General features: G+C 64.6%; 16 protein-coding genes. 5 read left to right on the top strand and 11 right to left on the bottom strand.

Translation table 11 applies throughout. The annotated features are described in order from the left end of the window. Window positions 1-50: 50 nt before the first annotated feature. Window positions 51-659: a helix-turn-helix transcriptional regulator gene (locus tag CCOS865_RS10615; protein ID WP_119140491.1), complete on the bottom strand. Its 609-nt coding sequence runs from the start codon at window positions 657-659 to the stop codon at window positions 51-53. 409 nt (window positions 660-1,068) lie between these two features. On the opposite strand from CCOS865_RS10615, the gene CCOS865_RS10620 reads away from it, so the two are divergent. Then, entirely contained in the window at window positions 1,069-1,968 is a 900-nt protein-coding gene (locus CCOS865_RS10620) for a lipopolysaccharide biosynthesis protein (protein ID WP_244216081.1), read from the top strand. A gap of 436 nt (window positions 1,969-2,404) precedes the next feature. Here the strand turns inward: CCOS865_RS10620 and CCOS865_RS10630 are convergent, their stop codons facing one another. Then, window positions 2,405-3,316: a LysR substrate-binding domain-containing protein gene (locus tag CCOS865_RS10630; RefSeq protein WP_119140502.1), complete on the bottom strand. Its 912-nt coding sequence runs from the start codon at window positions 3,314-3,316 to the stop codon at window positions 2,405-2,407. Between the two features lie 139 nt (window positions 3,317-3,455). Here CCOS865_RS10630 and CCOS865_RS10635 point away from each other — a divergent pair, with 139 nt between their 5' ends. Both CCOS865_RS10635 and CCOS865_RS10640 read left to right on the top strand, forming a co-directional pair. Then, a complete protein-coding gene (locus CCOS865_RS10635) occupies window positions 3,456-3,947 on the top strand; it encodes a GNAT family N-acetyltransferase (RefSeq protein ID WP_119140504.1) in 492 nt (163 codons plus the stop codon). 70 nt (window positions 3,948-4,017) lie between these two features. After that, window positions 4,018-4,371: an SH3 domain-containing protein gene (locus tag CCOS865_RS10640; protein WP_119140506.1), complete on the top strand. Its 354-nt coding sequence runs from the start codon at window positions 4,018-4,020 to the stop codon at window positions 4,369-4,371. Between the two features lie 588 nt (window positions 4,372-4,959). Here CCOS865_RS10640 and CCOS865_RS10645 read toward each other — a convergent pair. The 4 genes from CCOS865_RS10645 to CCOS865_RS10660 form a co-directional block, all read right to left on the bottom strand. Beyond that, window positions 4,960-6,384 carry a GGDEF domain-containing protein gene (locus tag CCOS865_RS10645; protein WP_119140508.1) on the bottom strand — a complete coding sequence of 475 codons (1,425 nt, stop codon included), beginning with the start codon at window positions 6,382-6,384 and terminating at the stop codon, window positions 4,960-4,962. A 149-nt stretch (window positions 6,385-6,533) separates the two neighbouring features. Beyond that, window positions 6,534-8,363: an SLC13 family permease gene (locus CCOS865_RS10650; RefSeq protein WP_119140510.1), complete on the bottom strand. Its 1,830-nt coding sequence runs from the start codon at window positions 8,361-8,363 to the stop codon at window positions 6,534-6,536. Window positions 8,364-8,506: 143 nt separating this feature from the next. Beyond that, complete coding sequence (locus CCOS865_RS10655; RefSeq protein ID WP_119140988.1) at window positions 8,507-8,899, bottom strand: bacteriocin; 393 nt, start codon at window positions 8,897-8,899, stop codon at window positions 8,507-8,509. A 74-nt stretch (window positions 8,900-8,973) separates the two neighbouring features. Continuing rightward, the gene (locus CCOS865_RS10660; RefSeq protein ID WP_119140512.1) at window positions 8,974-9,153 is read right to left on the bottom strand and encodes a hypothetical protein; all 180 of its coding nucleotides are present in this window, start codon (window positions 9,151-9,153) and stop codon (window positions 8,974-8,976) included. A gap of 224 nt (window positions 9,154-9,377) precedes the next feature. On the opposite strand from CCOS865_RS10660, the gene CCOS865_RS10665 reads away from it, so the two are divergent. Next, on the top strand, window positions 9,378-10,535 hold the full coding sequence (locus tag CCOS865_RS10665) for a GGDEF domain-containing protein (RefSeq protein ID WP_119140514.1): 1,158 nt from the start codon (window positions 9,378-9,380) through the stop codon (window positions 10,533-10,535). A gap of 1 nt (window position 10,536) precedes the next feature. Here the strand turns inward: CCOS865_RS10665 and CCOS865_RS10670 are convergent, their stop codons facing one another. Beyond that, a complete protein-coding gene (locus tag CCOS865_RS10670) occupies window positions 10,537-10,842 on the bottom strand; it encodes an RcnB family protein (protein ID WP_119140516.1) in 306 nt (101 codons plus the stop codon). Between the two features lie 118 nt (window positions 10,843-10,960). Here CCOS865_RS10670 and CCOS865_RS10675 point away from each other — a divergent pair, with 118 nt between their 5' ends. Continuing rightward, the gene (locus tag CCOS865_RS10675) at window positions 10,961-11,311 is read left to right on the top strand and encodes a hypothetical protein (protein WP_119140518.1); all 351 of its coding nucleotides are present in this window, start codon (window positions 10,961-10,963) and stop codon (window positions 11,309-11,311) included. A 13-nt stretch (window positions 11,312-11,324) separates the two neighbouring features. Here the strand turns inward: CCOS865_RS10675 and CCOS865_RS10680 are convergent, their stop codons facing one another. The 4 genes from CCOS865_RS10680 to CCOS865_RS10695 form a co-directional block, all read right to left on the bottom strand. Next, window positions 11,325-12,092 (bottom strand): SDR family oxidoreductase, encoded by a 768-nt coding sequence (locus CCOS865_RS10680; protein ID WP_119140519.1) that lies wholly within the window; start codon window positions 12,090-12,092, stop codon window positions 11,325-11,327. 23 nt (window positions 12,093-12,115) lie between these two features. Continuing rightward, on the bottom strand, window positions 12,116-13,183 hold the full coding sequence (locus tag CCOS865_RS10685; RefSeq protein WP_119140521.1) for a phosphotransferase family protein: 1,068 nt from the start codon (window positions 13,181-13,183) through the stop codon (window positions 12,116-12,118). Window positions 13,184-13,395: 212 nt separating this feature from the next. Further along, on the bottom strand, window positions 13,396-13,713 hold the full coding sequence (locus tag CCOS865_RS10690; protein WP_119140523.1) for an SCP2 sterol-binding domain-containing protein: 318 nt from the start codon (window positions 13,711-13,713) through the stop codon (window positions 13,396-13,398). A 54-nt stretch (window positions 13,714-13,767) separates the two neighbouring features. Further along, window positions 13,768-14,478: a histidine phosphatase family protein gene (locus CCOS865_RS10695; RefSeq protein WP_119140525.1), complete on the bottom strand. Its 711-nt coding sequence runs from the start codon at window positions 14,476-14,478 to the stop codon at window positions 13,768-13,770. Window positions 14,479-14,609: the final 131 nt, after the last annotated feature.

Below are 14,609 nucleotides of genomic sequence, written 5' to 3' on the forward strand. Positions count from 1 at the left end.
CCGGCGCAGGTGCGCTGCTGCCGAGGCGAGGCGGGGCTGGCCTGCGCCCGCTAGCCGCGCAGCAGCTTGACCCACTTGTAGACCGTCGCCCGGCCCATGCTCAGCACGTTGGCCACATAGTCGGCGGCACTGCGCCCTTCGAACGCCCCTTCGTTGTACAGCGCTTCGATCAGTACCCGCTTGTGCTTCATGCTCAAGGTATTCAGCGACAGCTGCCGCTCACCCAGCCAGGCGTGCAGGAAGGTATTGATGCGCTCCTGCCAGTCATCCCTGAACAGCGCGTCGGGTTGCGGCACTAGCCGGCTGACCTGGAAGAACGCGTCGAGCGCATCGCGGGCCTGCTCCAGCACTGAAAAATTGACGTTGATGCACAGCAGTGCCTCGGGCTTGCCCTGGGCGTCGCGCAGCACGCTGCTGATCGAGCGGATCTTCTGCCCGTTCCAGTTGAGCTTCTCGTAGGGGCCGAGGCTGGCGGCCTGGCCGAGATCGTCCGGCAAGTCGTCCAGGGCGGAGTCATCACCCAGCGTGCGCTTGGAGAAGTTGTTGGCGATGTGCACTACCGTCTGGCTCTCGAGGTCGTGGACGATGACCTCGGCATGCGGAAAGAGCAGGGTGGCGATGCAGTCGGCGATGACCTTGTAGTTTTCAAACGGCTTCATGTTCGACGGCGAGGTCCTTGATGGGCAGGCAGTGGGGCAGTGAAGGGAAGGGCTACATCATACCAGCGGTGATGGCACGGCCAGGAGAAATCGCGCGCCGGGCGGGACTGTGGGTGTCAGGGGGCAATAGCGGTATGAAAAATCCAGACGGATTATCAATTGACTGAAGTTGCGCTGATAAGTTCCGTCCTTTAATTTTTATAAGTTACCTATTCAGCCGGTAACTGTCTTAACGTAACTAACCGCTATCTTTACCTATCTTAACAAATCACCATAAGACACTTACGAGTGATGGCCAGTTGGTATTAATGGCCTATGTATGGCATTCGCGTAAGTGTTATGTAAATGCTGGCGTATGAGTTGTAAACCTATGTAACCTTGTAAGTCATTCCACTGTTTGAACAGATCAATGAACTCACTTCCGTCGCAGCCGCAGGCTCTACGCGGGGCGTTCTCCGACTTCGAGGCGTGTCGCAATACCCAGAGTGGTCCGGTCGTTATTCTGGCCTCCGGTCAGTCGGCTGGGCAGTTTCCGCTGCAGCGTTTTGCCGATTGTCCGATCATTGCGATGAACGGCTCGATCAGTCTGCTTGAGCAGGCTGGCATCAAGCCGTTCTTCTATGTTTGTACCGACAAGGACTTTGCCCGGCAACAGCCGCACCTGTTTGCCACCGCGCTGCGGCAGAGCCCGCGGCTCGCGCTTTGGGCCGAGCAGGGCGAGGCGCACGCACTACCCGCAGGCACGCAGTGCTACCCGTTGACCAAGGCGGCGGAGCCGAGCCTGGGCGAGTGGTTGGCGGGTGCTGCCAGCCCGTATGCCAGGGCGCGCTCGCTGTGGAGCAAACGGGCCCGCTCGATCGGGTTCAGCAAGGACTTGAGCCACGGCTTCTTCGATGCGCGCACCGTTGCCTACGTCGCGCTGCAGTTGGCCTATCACCTCGGCTTCAATGAGGTGCTGCTGGTGGGCGTCGACCTCGATCAGTCCGTGGGCCGTTTCTATGAGAAGGGCGAGCACGGCCGTTCACCCTGTGGCCTCGACCAGCACTGGGCCAGCCGTATCTTGCCGTCGCTGTCGTTGATGAAGCGCCAGGTGATCGGAGACGGCTTCAGGGTCTACAACCTGTCGGCCACTTCTCGGATCCCCAGCGAGCTGATCCCCAAGATCGACAACGAGCAGGCGCTTGCCATCGCGGGTCAACGCAGGGCGCCACGCCACGCCGGGCGCAAGTCGGTTCACTGCAGCGTCGGGGGTTCGAATGCACCCTGCAAGGTGGCGAGTGCGGCTTCGATGCGGGCAATCATCCGCTGAAGATCCTCGGCGCGCTGATCGTCGCCCATGGCCCTCGAGCGGTCGCGCTGCTGGCGCAGGGTGAGCAGATTCTTTTGCAGTGCGACGGCTGAGCGATTGAACGTTTCCATGTTTTTCTCGAGGTGAAGGCGTCCGTGCCGATGTAGGAAAACATGGACCGTATCAGCTCAATCTGGCGTGCGACACTGCCTTTTCATACAGGCTATAGTCGGCTGTAGGACCTGTCCTACAGCCGTATATGAAGCTTCCTACAAGTTAGCGGGGAGCTGTATTTCCAATCATGTAATTAAGTCACGCTGTATCCCGCTGCCTGTCGAACGCGGGTCGCTTTTTGCGTGCCTTGTTCCTGACCTTGCTCAAGCAGGCGCTGCCCAGGCGTTTGCAGCGCTGTCGCAACGATATGTTGCAATTAACCCTAATGAGGCCCGACTACGGCTCAACCGTGCAGCTGCGCCTCATGCTCCAGCCACTGCGCCACCTTCGCGGTCGCGCAACCCGCGGGCAATGACTGCTCGGTAAGCATGTAGAACCCTGCCGCACTGGGCAGCGCATGCCCTGCCAGCGCGACCACCAGCGTGCCGGCCTTCAATGCATTTTCCACCAGCAGGCCAGGCACCAGGGCGATCCCCATGCCTTGCTCGGCGGCCTCGATGGCCAGGATGGTCTGCGAGAAGCTGGGGCCTGTGAAGCGTGTGGCGGGCAAACCATAGTGGTCGAACCAGCGCTTCCAGTTGTTGTGGCTGTCGGAAATCAACGGCAGCTCGGCCAGCTCGGCGGCGTGTTGCCAGTGGTGTTCGCCCCGCAGTGAGGGGGCGCAGACCGGCACCGCCTGGCCGGGCAGCAAGGGCCGGGCGTGACCGTTGGCAAACGGCGGCGCGCCCCAGCGCACGGCCATGTCCACCGCGCCCTTGCCGCTGAGCGGGCGGGTGCTGTCGGAGGCGTCGATCATCAGCGCGATCTGCGGGTGCGCCGCCGCCAGCCGGCCCAGCCGCGGGATCAACCAGCGACTGGCAAATGCCGGGGTGGTGCTCAGCAGCACCTGGTGTGGGTCGCCGGGTGCGTCGCGGTCGAGCAGTTCGCTGCTGGCGTCCTCGATGATGTGCAAGGCCAGGCGCACCCGCTCGAGGTAGTCGCTGCCATGGCGGTTGGGCTTGAGACCGCGCGGCAGGCGCTCGAACAAGGCCAGGCCGAGCTTGTCTTCGAGGGTGCGGACCTGCTGCGCCACGGCCCCTGGGGTGACGTGCAGCTCATCGGAGGCGGCGCGAAAGCTGCCCAGGCGCGCAGCGGCTTCAAAGGCGACCAGGTGGTTGATGACGGCGGGCGCGGTGCGTCGCTTGGGAACGCTCATCGAGTAGATTTCCTGCAGGCTCGGCCCGCGTCAAGAAGGGGTGTGCCAGGCGGATTCTGGCGCGGCGGCGGCTGGCAATCAACCCGTTGGCCGACAGTTGCGCTAGCATGTGGCGCTTTATTGCACGACGGACAGATTGATGAGCACTCCGACCTTTCGCCAGCCCACTTCGCAGGACGTGGACCGTTGCTTCCAGATCGAAACCACGGCCTATGAAGGCGACGAGGCTGCCACCCGCGAGAAGATCGCCACGCGCATCGCGCTCTACCCCGAGGGCTTTCTGATCCTCGAAGTCGACGGCCAGGTGGTCGGCTTCATCAACAGCGGCTGCGCCGAGCAGGTGGTGATGTCCGACGAGGCCTTCAAGGAGTTGCTGGGGCATGATCCGCTGGCGGCCAATGTGGTGATCATGTCGGTGGTGGTCGACCCGGCGTTCCAGGGGCGTGGCTATGCCGGCCTGCTGATGGCGCGCTTCGTCGCGCAGATGCGCGAGCGCGGCAAGGCCACCATTCACCTGATGTGCAAGGACCGCCATGTCGGCTTGTACGAAAAGTTCGGCTATGGCTATGTGCGGCCTTCGGCCTCAGATCATGGCGGCATGGCCTGGCACGAAATGCTCATGACGCTCTGAAGTCGGCTGCGGCAGGTTATGTCGCATGGCCTGCTAGCATCAGCGGTTTTGCGCAGCCAGGGAGAGGCGTGTGAAGTATGTCGTGATCGAGGGGCACCGCAGTGAATACCCGCGGCCCATCTGTTTTGCCAAGGGTGACCTGCTGGAGATCGGCCAGCGCTATGAGGGCGAAGAGGCCTGGCAGGACTGGTACCTGTGCACCTGTGTGGGCCAGGCGCCAGGCTGGGTGCCCGGCCAGCTGATCGAGCGCGTGGGCGTCGCCTTGGGCAGGGCGCTCGAGCAGTATTCGGCGCATGAGCTGGATGTCGACCCGGGCCAGGGCGTCGAAGGGCTGCGCCCGCTCAATGGTTGGATGTGGTGCCGTCGCCAGGCGAACGGCGAGTTGGGCTGGTTACCGTGCGAGAAGCTGCGTCTGCTCATCTGATCCGCTTTTTTTCCTCTAACCTGCATCTGTTACCGTATCAGCCCAAAGCCGAAAATGGCCTACACGCCCAGCCTTGCCATACGGTCTGCGCTGGGCACGCTGTGCTGCGCTTGCTTTGCGCGCCAGCCAGCGGCGCCATTCCGTCATCACACTGTAGAGGTTCCAATGGGCAAGCTTGCTCTGTTCCTGGGTGGTTTTCTGCTGCTGACTATCATGATTGGCCTGCTCGGCACGATCCCTCCGCCTTGATCCATAGCGTTCGACACCTCCCGGCCCGTCCCTTCAGCAGACGGGCCTGATCCCCGCTGGGCACCGCCCACGGCCTCGTTATTGCGGTCAAAACAGCGTCAGTCAGTCAATGGATCGCGCGGGGCAAGCAGGCCCGTGCGGCGTTCTTGCGTGTGCGATAAGTCGTTCTTTGCCATGGGAATTCTGTCCACAGAAAACGTGGGTAGGTCTGTGGATAAATCGCTGTAAGTTAGGCCGTTGGCGGCCTCTGTTAAATTGAGCAGAAAATGAACAGCGGTTCCGCCGCCAGCGCTGGAGGGTGATCCCCTCGCCGTCGCGGGGGCCTGCCGAGCGGCAGCGTCAGACCACCTGGCGCTGCTGTTCGGCCTGCTCGACCCGATTGCGGCCCTGGGCCTTGGCCCGATACAGGGCCTTGTCGGCGCGCGCCAGGAGCACGTCCAGGCTCGGTGCCGAGGCATCGGCGGCGCAACCGTCGAGGCCGATGCTGACGGTGATCTGCAGGCGCGGGTCGGCATGCGTGACGTGCAGCTCCTGCACCGCCCGGCGCAGGCGCTCGGCGGTGAACTTGGCGCGCTCGGGTGCCAGCCCCGGAATGATCACCACGAACTCTTCGCCGCCCAGGCGGGCAAACAGCTCACCTTCCTGCAGGTGCTCTTGCACGGCGCGGGCGAAGGCGCGCAGCACCTGGTCGCCGACGCCGTGGCCATGACGGTCGTTGATCGACTTGAAGTGGTCGATGTCGAGCATCATCAGGGTCAGCGGCATGGCCTGCGCATGCGCCTGGCGGCTGTCGAGCAGGGCCGTGGCACGGCGGCTGAAGGCGCTGCGGGTCAGGGCGCCGGTGAGGTGGTCGAGGGTCGCCTGGCGCTCGAGGCGCGTCAGCAGGCCGCGGTTGGCGTGGGTCACGCAGGCCACCAGCAGCGGGCCGAGCACCAGCATGGCGATGCCCAGGCGCGCCGACATCAACGTCGACACCCCGAGCACGCTCTGCGGCACGCTGAAGTGCATGAGGTTCTGCGCCACGGCGACGATCAGCGTGCTGCCCGCGGTGAGCGCCAGCAGCGAGACCAGGAACGGCGAGTAGGCCCAGGCACACCACAGCAGGGCGGCGATCGGGAAGGTGATCGCGCCCGGCCCGCCAAAAGCGATACTCACCGTCAGCGACACCAGCAGCACCAGCAGCGGGGCCAGGCGGATGGCCTCGCCGCCACCGCGCAGCAGCGCGCCGCGGGTGGGCGCGGTAAGCAGCGCCGGGAGGATCAGCACGCTGGTCGAGAACTGTTCGCTGAACCAGGCCAGCCAGGTCGCGCGCATCGACTGCTGGAACCACGGGGCGGCCATCACGCAGGCCATGCTGGCCGCCACCACCGCCCCGGCCGCGCAGGCGCCGAACACGCACAGCAGGCCGTGGGGCGTGCGCATGCGCCGGTGCGCGCGCGGCAGGCGCGAGAGCAGCAGCCAGACCGTGACGATGACGCCGAGGTTGCACAGGTTGAACCACAGGGCGGGCTGCCAGTGGCTGCCGCACGCCAGGTCGGCGCCGACCATGGCCAGCCACACCCCGGCAAAGCCCAGCGGGGTGGCCAGGCGCGGATAGCGCAGCAGCACGCCCGCCAGCACGGCGTTGACCGGCCAGAATAACGACAGCGATTCGATGGGGCGGGCGAGGATGCCGCCGAGGGTCAAGGCCAGGGTCAGGCCAAACAAGGCGAGCTGAGGCAACAGGCGGGCGTGTGCTGGAAACACCATGAGCTCTACCGGCAAGCGGAGACGGAATCCAGGACAACGACTGCGGGCACCTGGGACATATTTGTACCAGTGTGTTTCCCCAGCCTCCTTGATGTCAATTGGATATTATGGCCGCACGATCCTCGCGGATACTGCCATTTGGGCGCAGATCCTCGTGCGCCGGGTCACAGTGGGAAAATCCACGGCACCATCACCACGGTGACCAGCATCACCAGCAGGGTGAACGGCACACCGACTTTGACGAAGTCGCCGAAGCGGTACTGCCCCGGGCCCAGCACCAGCGTATTGACCGGTGAAGACACCGGCGTCATGAACGCCGCCGAGGCCGCGAGGGCCACGGTCATGGCGAACGGGTAGGGTGACATGCCCAGCTGAGTCGCGGTGCTGATCGCCACCGGCGCCATCAAGACGGCGGTGGCGGTGTTGGAGATGAACAGGCCGATCACCGCCGTGACCGCGAACAGGCAGGCGAGGATCGCGCTCGGCCCGGCGTCGCCGAGCAGGCTGACCAGGCCGCCGACCGCCAGGTCGATGCCACCGGTCTGCTGCAAGGCCAGGGCAAACGGCAGCATACCGACGATCAGCACCAAACTTTGCCAATGGATGGCGCGGTAGGCGCTGTTCATGTCGATGCAGCGCCCCGCGCCCATCAGCAGGCAGCCGATCAGCGCGGCAATCACGTTGGGCACCAGGCCGCTGACCATCAGCCCGACCATCACCGCCAGGCTGAGCAGGGCATACGGCGCGCGGGCGCGGGCCGGCGCCACCTGGTCGATCTCGGCGGGCAGGCTGAGCACCAGAAAATCCTTCGGTTGGCTCTGTAGCTGGCGCACGGCCTTCCACGGGCCGACCACCAGCAGGGTATCGCCCAGGCGCAGTTTTTCTTCCACCAGTTGCGTTTCGATCGCCGCCTGCTCGCGGCGCAGGCCGACCACGTTGAGACCGTAGCGGCTGCGAAAGGTCAGCTCGAGGATGCTCTTGCCGATCAGTTGCGAGCCGGGCGGCAGTGAGACTTCGGCCATGCCTATTTCCTGCGACTGGTCGATGAAGTAGGCGGCCTTGAAGTGCAGCGGCTCCAGCAGCATGCTCTGGCACAGGCTGCGCAGGTCGTCGCGGTTGGCGAACAGGTCGAGCAGCAGCACGTCGCCCTGGTGCAGGACGGTGGCGGAGTCGGCGCTGATCACCCGGGTGGTGAACCTGTGCTGGCGCTCGATGCCGATCACGTTGGCGCCATGCCGGGTGCGCAGCTCGAGTTCGCCCAGGCTGTGACCGATCAGCGGCGAGTGCGGGCGAATCCGCAGGCGCCGTTCGCGGCCGCTGAGCTTGTAGTCCAGCACCAGGTCGAGCAGGGTGCGGCGGGTTTCCACGCGGCCGTCCTTGCGCACTTCGCCATTGAGCCAGTGGCGGGTCAGCAGCATGTAGCCGACGCCGAGCACCAGCACCACGAGGCCGAACGGGGTAAAGCTGAAAAAGCTGAAACCCTGCTCGCCATGGCGCACCAGTTCGCTGTGCACCACCACGTTGGGCGGCGTCGCCACCAGGCTGAGCATGCCGCTGATCAGCCCGGCGAAGCTCAACGGCATCATCAGTCGGCTGGGCGACAGGCGCAGGCGGGCGGCGATGCTCAGCACCACCGGGATGAAGATGGCCACCACGCCGGTGGAGCTCATCACCGAACCCAGGCCCGCCACCGACACCATCAGCAGCACCAGCAGGCGTGCCTCGCTGTTGCCGGCGCGGGCGCTCATCCATTCGCCGATGCGGTAGGCGATGCCCGTGCGCACCAGGCCTTCGCCGATCACGAAAAGTGCGGCGATCAGGATCACGTTGGGGTCGCTGAAGCCAGCGAGGGCTTGGTCTACGGTAAGGATGCCGGAGAGCGGCAGGAGCACGATCACCAACAGGGCGACCACGTCCATGCGTGGGCGGTTGATGACGAACAGGACGACGACGACGGCCAGCAGGCCAAGGACCGTGAGCAGCTCGGGGGTCATGGGGAGGGGGTGATCCTTCACTCAAGGGGGCACGATTAGACAGTAGCAGTCAGTGTGCCATCCGCGGGTGAAGCAGGTGTTGATGTGCTGCAGTGTTTTATCGCCGGCGCTGCATGGCAGCCCCGGCGACAGTGCCTCGGCGATCAGTGACGGCGATGACGCTTGTGCTTCTTGCTGCTGCCGCCGTCGCCCAGGTGGTTGCCGATGGCACCCCCGGCCGCGCCGCCCAGGCCGGCACCGACGGTCGAACCGGTCGAGCCGCCGAGCTTGCCGCCCAGCAACGAGCCACCGGCCGAACCCAGGCCGCCGCCAATGGCCGCCTCAGTGCGGTTGCCTTTGCGTGCGCCGACCGCACTGCCGGCTGCGCCACCCAGGCCGGCGCCGATCGCGGCACCGGTGCTGCCGCCCATCTGCTGGCCGACAACGTTGCCCAGTACACCACCCAGGCCGCCGCCGATGGCTGCGGTGCCGTCACCGGCAAAAGCCCCTTGGCAGAGCAACAGGCCCAGAGCAAGGGAAGGCAGAGTCAGACGCATGTTCATGAACCTCGAAGGAATCATCAAAGTAAGGTGCCGCACATCGAGCGGCAGATCAGGGGTGCAAAGACGCTTCAGCGGTAGTCGCGGTCACGGTCGCGGCGACCATTGTCGTCGCGGTCACCACGGTGCTTGTGGCCGTGGCTGTGGCCCCGGTCGCGGTAGCCACCATCATCGTCATGGTAGTGATGGCTGTGGCAGCCGGCAGCGAGCAGCATGGCGGCAATCAGAGGGAGGCTTGCAAGGCGGGTCATCACGATATAGGTCCTTGATCCGCATAGGTTTACGGGGTAACTACTGAGACCGGATTCGATCGAATTGGTTTCTCCAGCGGGAAAATTTTTCTCGCCTCGGCGCAACCGCGCGTGCCTGGCGGCTGCTGTTCTGTCTCGCTCGGTCATGGCTGGCGCGCTCGGCGCGCCCTAGACTTGTCGCCAGGCCGCAGCCAAGACGGCCACCTGCCACACGGTGAAGGACCATGATCGCCCATACCCCCACATTGTTCGCCGCCGTTGCCCTGGTCGCGACCATCCTGGCGTTTTGCCTGTTGCTGGTCGGCCAGTTCAACCGCCGCGACAACCTGCTGCTGACCGGCTGCGGGCTGCTGGCGCACGCCCTGGCGTATGTCTGCTACACGCTGTACGCCCATGCGCCGCTGTGGATCAGCTACGCCCTGGGCAACAGCCTGCTGTCACTGGCCCTTGCGTTCTATTCGGCGAGCCTGTTCCGGGTCCGCGAACAGCCTGTGCCGTGGCGCGCCATCTTCATCATCCCGGCAGCCCTGCTGGTGGGCTTGATGCTGCTGCTCGACACGCTCGAGCCGCGCATGCTGCTGGCCACCCTGGTGCTGATGCTGCAGTGCTCGCTGCTGCTGTATTGGGCACGCCGGCACGTCGAGCGCGCCGGCCGGGCGCACCTGCTGCTGGTGATCGGCGCGCTGATCAGCCTGGTCGGGCTGGGCATGCGGGTGGTGGCCGTGGTGCTCGGCCAGGCGGCGGACATGCGCTACGACACCAGCAGCCTGAAGCAGACCGTGTCGGTGGCGATCGGCACAGCGACGGTGATGATGTACGCCATCGGCCTGGTATTGATGGCCAAGGAGCGCAGCGAGTCGCGCTTGCAGCACATGGCCCTGCGCGATGTGCTGACCGGCACCTACAACCGACGGGCGATCCTCGAGCGCTTCGCCGTCGAGTTGCAGCGGGCGCGGGTCGAGCAGGCCAGCCTGGCCGTGGCCATGATCGACATCGACCACTTCAAGCGCATCAATGACCTGCACGGCCATCTGGCCGGCGACGAGGTGCTCTGCCATTGCGTGCGGCAATTGCAGCAGCGCCTGCGCCAGGTCGACAGCCTTGGGCGCTACGGTGGCGAGGAGTTTCTGCTGTTGTTGCCGCACACCGGTCGTGACGGTGCCATGACGGCGTTACAGGGCCTGCGCGAGGCCATCGCGCAAACGCCGGCGCGCTTCGCCGGTGCGGACATCGAACTGCGTTTCAGCGTGGGCCTGTGGTGCGGGGTGCCGGGCCTGGACGACAGCGCCGCGAGCCTGCTCGGCCAGGCCGACGCTGCGCTCTACCAGGCCAAGGCCGGCGGGCGCAACGCGGTGCACATGGCCGCGGCAGCGGCTGCCTAGATCAGTTGGCGGGCTGGATCGCCAGGACCACGCCGTTGGTGATCTGCACCAGCACATAGTGGTCGCCCATGCGCACCCAGTGGCTTTCTTTTTCGGGCGCGGGCAGGCCGTTGGCTTTCCAGTCGACCACGCTGGCGTCGTCACGCTTGTACTGGTCGGGGGCTTTGTCGCCGACCTTCAGCTCGCGGTTATGGGTTTCTGGCGCGGTGACGCTCTCTTCAGTGCTCTGTGCTGCGCTGGCTACCAGCGGCAGGCAGGGCAGGGTGGCGGTGAACAGCAGGGCGGACAGCAATGGACGCAGTTTCATGCGCAGTCTCCTAATGGCAATGCATGCCTTTCTTGCGACAACATGCTGCGCGCGACAATTCACTCGCAATGGTGCGCAGTGCTAGAGTCGCGTTCTTTTTTTGCCCCGAGGATCGAACATGCGAGCAATTCTGCCGATGGCCGCAGCACTGATGCTGATCGGTTGTGCGTCATCGACCATGGACACGGCGCGCGGTGGCGCACCGACGGCGCAGCTGGCCTCGCACAAGGCGCCTGAGCTGGTTGCCCAGTGCATCCAGTTCAGCTGGCAGGAAGAGGCGGTGTTCGGTGACGACGCCAGCGGGTACCTGCAGCCGCGCAAGCAGGGCGGGTTCACCGTCTATACCCGCGAGGCCGAGTCGTTTGCCGATGTGTATCCTGAGGCGGGCGGTACCCGTGTCGACTATTACGCGCAGCGCAGCGACACCCCGGCACTGCGCCGTCGGGCGGCTGCGGCGACCTGCCTGTAACGCCCGCAGCTGATCAGGACAGATAACCCCCGTCGACGTTGAGCGCCGTGCCGGTGGTATAGCTGGACGCTTCGCTGGCCAGGTACAGCACCGCGCCGGCCATCTCGCTCGGCGCCGCCACGCGCTTGAGCGGGATCTGCTGCAGGGCGGCGTTGAGAATCGCATCGTTCTTGACCAGCGCCGAGGCGAACTTGGTGTCGGTCAGGCCCGGCAGCAGGGCGTTGCAGCGGATGCCGAACTGCGCGCACTCCTTGGCGAAGACCTTGGTCATGTTGATCACCGCCGCCTTGGTCACCGAATAGATACCCTGGAACACCCCCGGCGACACGCCATTGATCGACGCCACGTTGATGATGCTGCCGGCGCCGTGCTCGCGCATCAGCTTGCCGGCCTCCACCGACATGAAGAAGTAACCGCGGATATTGACGTCGACGGTCTTCTGGAAGGCGCCTGGGTCGGTGTCCAGGACATTGCAGAACTGCGGGTTGGTGGCGGCGTTGTTGACCAGGATGTCGAGGCGGCCGAACTGTTCGCGGATGCCGGCGAAGACCTGCTGGATCTGCTCCATCTCGCCAATGTGGCAGGCCACCGCCGTGGCCTTGCCGCCCGCCGCAATGATCGCCTCGGCAACGTGCTGGCAGCCCTCGAGCTTGCGGCTGGAAACGATCACATGGGCGCCTTGCTGGGCCAGCAGGTGGGCGATCGCTTCGCCGATGCCGCGGCTGGCGCCGGAGACGAAGGCGATCTTGCCGTCGAGGTCGAACAGGTGCGTCTTGGACATGCTGTTTTCCTTGTTGTGTGTCGTCAGAGTGCGGACTTGCCGATCACTTGCAGGGCCATCTGTTCAAGCAAGCGGTTCATCTGGATGAATTGGCCAAAGCGCTTGTCCTGGGTCTGGCCGTGGTAAAAACGGTAGTAGATCTGCTGCACGATGCCGGCCAGGCGAAACAGGCCGTAGCAATAATAGAAGTCGAAGTTGTCGATGACGATGCCCGCACGCTGGGCGTAATAGTCGACGAACTGGCGGCGGCTGAGCATGCCCGGCGCGTTGCTGGGCTGGCGGCGCATCAGTTGCACCGGCGCCGGGTCGTCGGCTTCGATCCAGTAGGCCAGGCTGTTGCCCAGGTCCATCAGCGGGTCGCCGAGGGTGGTCATCTCCCAGTCCAGCACGCCGATGATCTGCATCGGGTTGGCGGCGTCGAGGATGACGTTGTCGAAGCGGTAGTCGTTGTGCACGATGCCCGGCCGCGGGTGATCGGCGGGCATCTTCTCGCGCAGCCAGGCGATCACCTGCTGCCAGCGCGGCGCATCGTCGGTCAGGGCGTGTTCGTAGCGTTGGGTCCAGCCTTCGATCTGTCGCTGCACGTAGCCTTCCGGCTTGCCCAGGTCGGCCAGGCCGCAGGCGCTGTAGTCGACCTGGTGGAGCTCGACCAGGCGATCGATGAAGCTCTTGCACAAGGCCTCGGTGCGGCTGGCGTCCAGGCCGAGTTCGGCCGGCAGATCAGCGCGCAGGATGATCCCCTTGACCCGGTCCATCACGTAGAACTCGCCGCCGATCAGCGAGGCGTCGGTGCAGTGCACATACGCCTTGGGGCAGTAGGGGAAGCCGCTGTTGAGCTGATTGAGGATGCGAAACTCGCGGCCCATGTCATGCGCGGACTTGGCCTTGTCGCCAAAGGGTGGCCGACGCAGGACGAACTCGCGGTTGGCGTAGCCGACCAGGTACGTGAGATTGGACGCACCCCCCGGGAACTGGCTGATCGCCGGCGTCCCTTCGAGCCCTGGAATATGCGCCTTGAGGTAGCGATCGATGACGGCTGCATCGAGTTCTTCGCCGGGGCGTACCTGGGTGGACTGATCGGTGAGCGTCATGCGTTGTCCTTATTCTCGATGGCGAGGATTATTGGTTAATCTAATGGGCCTTCTGTGTTGGTACAAGCGTGCCAATCGTCATATAGCTGCGGGTGTTGCAGGGCGATCACTGCGCCTGATCGACCGGCCCTGGCGCCGGGGTTACAGGCAGGCAAAAAAAAACCGAAGCCCCTTCAGGCCTCGGTTTTTGGGTCAGCGGTGATTCCGGCCACTCAGGACGGGAACAGCTCGCTGAGCTTCATCGACAGCATCATGTCGCCTTCGACGCGCAGCTTGCCGCCCATGAACGCCTGCATGCCATCGGTCTCGCCGCTGACGATGCCCTTCAGGGTTTCGCTGTCCAGCACCAGGGTGCAGTTGGCGTCTTCGTTCTCGCCTTCCTGGATGTCGCAGGTGCCGTCCTTGATGATCAAGGCGTACTTCTTGCCTTCGTCGGTGATATCAAAGCCGAACACCAGGTCCAGGCCGGCGGCAGCGGCGGGATTGAACTTTGCTTTCATCGCTTCGACGGCTTTAGCTACATCGCTCATGGCGTAATCCTTGTTAAGTAATATTCGCGTCCGCAGGGACACAACAGGCCGGGCTCATCTATAGGTGATGAGCTCCGGCGCCTTCAACAGCTGCACGTGGGCTTGGCAGTTGAAGGAAGCCAGTGCCACGTCGCTGCCGCGAAACTTCAGTTGGCTGAGCGACGTGTTGATAATCTGCCAGTTCAGTGCAAACGCCTGGCTGGGGGTGATTCCGGTCACCCGGTGGAGCAGGGCGGCGATGCTGCCGCCGGAGGTGAAAATAGCGATGTTGTGGCCGCTCTCGGCACGCTCGAGCACCCGTTGCAGGCCCGCGGCCATGCGCGCGGTGAACGCCGCCCAGCTTTCCAGGCCATCGTCGACGTGCTCGCCGTCGTGCCAGCGCTGCACCATCAGGGCAAACAGGCGCTGAAACTCGCTGCGGTTCTGCGTGGCGTTACGCAGCACGTGCAGCGCCTCGGGTTCGTCGGGCAGCAGGGCCGGCAGCACGCTGCGGATCACCCCGTCGGCGTCGAACTCGTTGAAGGCCGGGTCAGTCTCGACCGCAGGCACCTGGCAACCGTTGGCGCTCATGGCCTGCAGGGTCAGCTGCGCGGTGTCCTGCTGGCGGCGCAGGTCGCCGGCCACGCAGCGGTCCAGGCGCAGGCCGAGGCGGGCCAGGTGCTCACCGAGTGCCTGGCTCTGGCGCACACCGATTGGCGACAGCACGTCATAGTCGTCGGCACCAAATGAGGCTTGGCCATGTCGGATCAGGTAGATGCTGCCCACGCGAGTGTCCCGCCTGGTTGAAGTTGCTCCGAGGTTAGGATGCGGCAGACAGGCTGTCAACGAAAAAACATACAAGCGTTTGAAAAGCTTGTTTGAACTGTGTTGCCAGCGTTTTCGCCGGCTGGTAGCGG

Source organism: Pseudomonas reidholzensis (genome assembly GCF_900536025.1).
Taxonomy (GTDB): Bacteria; Pseudomonadota; Gammaproteobacteria; order Pseudomonadales; family Pseudomonadaceae; genus Aquipseudomonas; species Aquipseudomonas reidholzensis.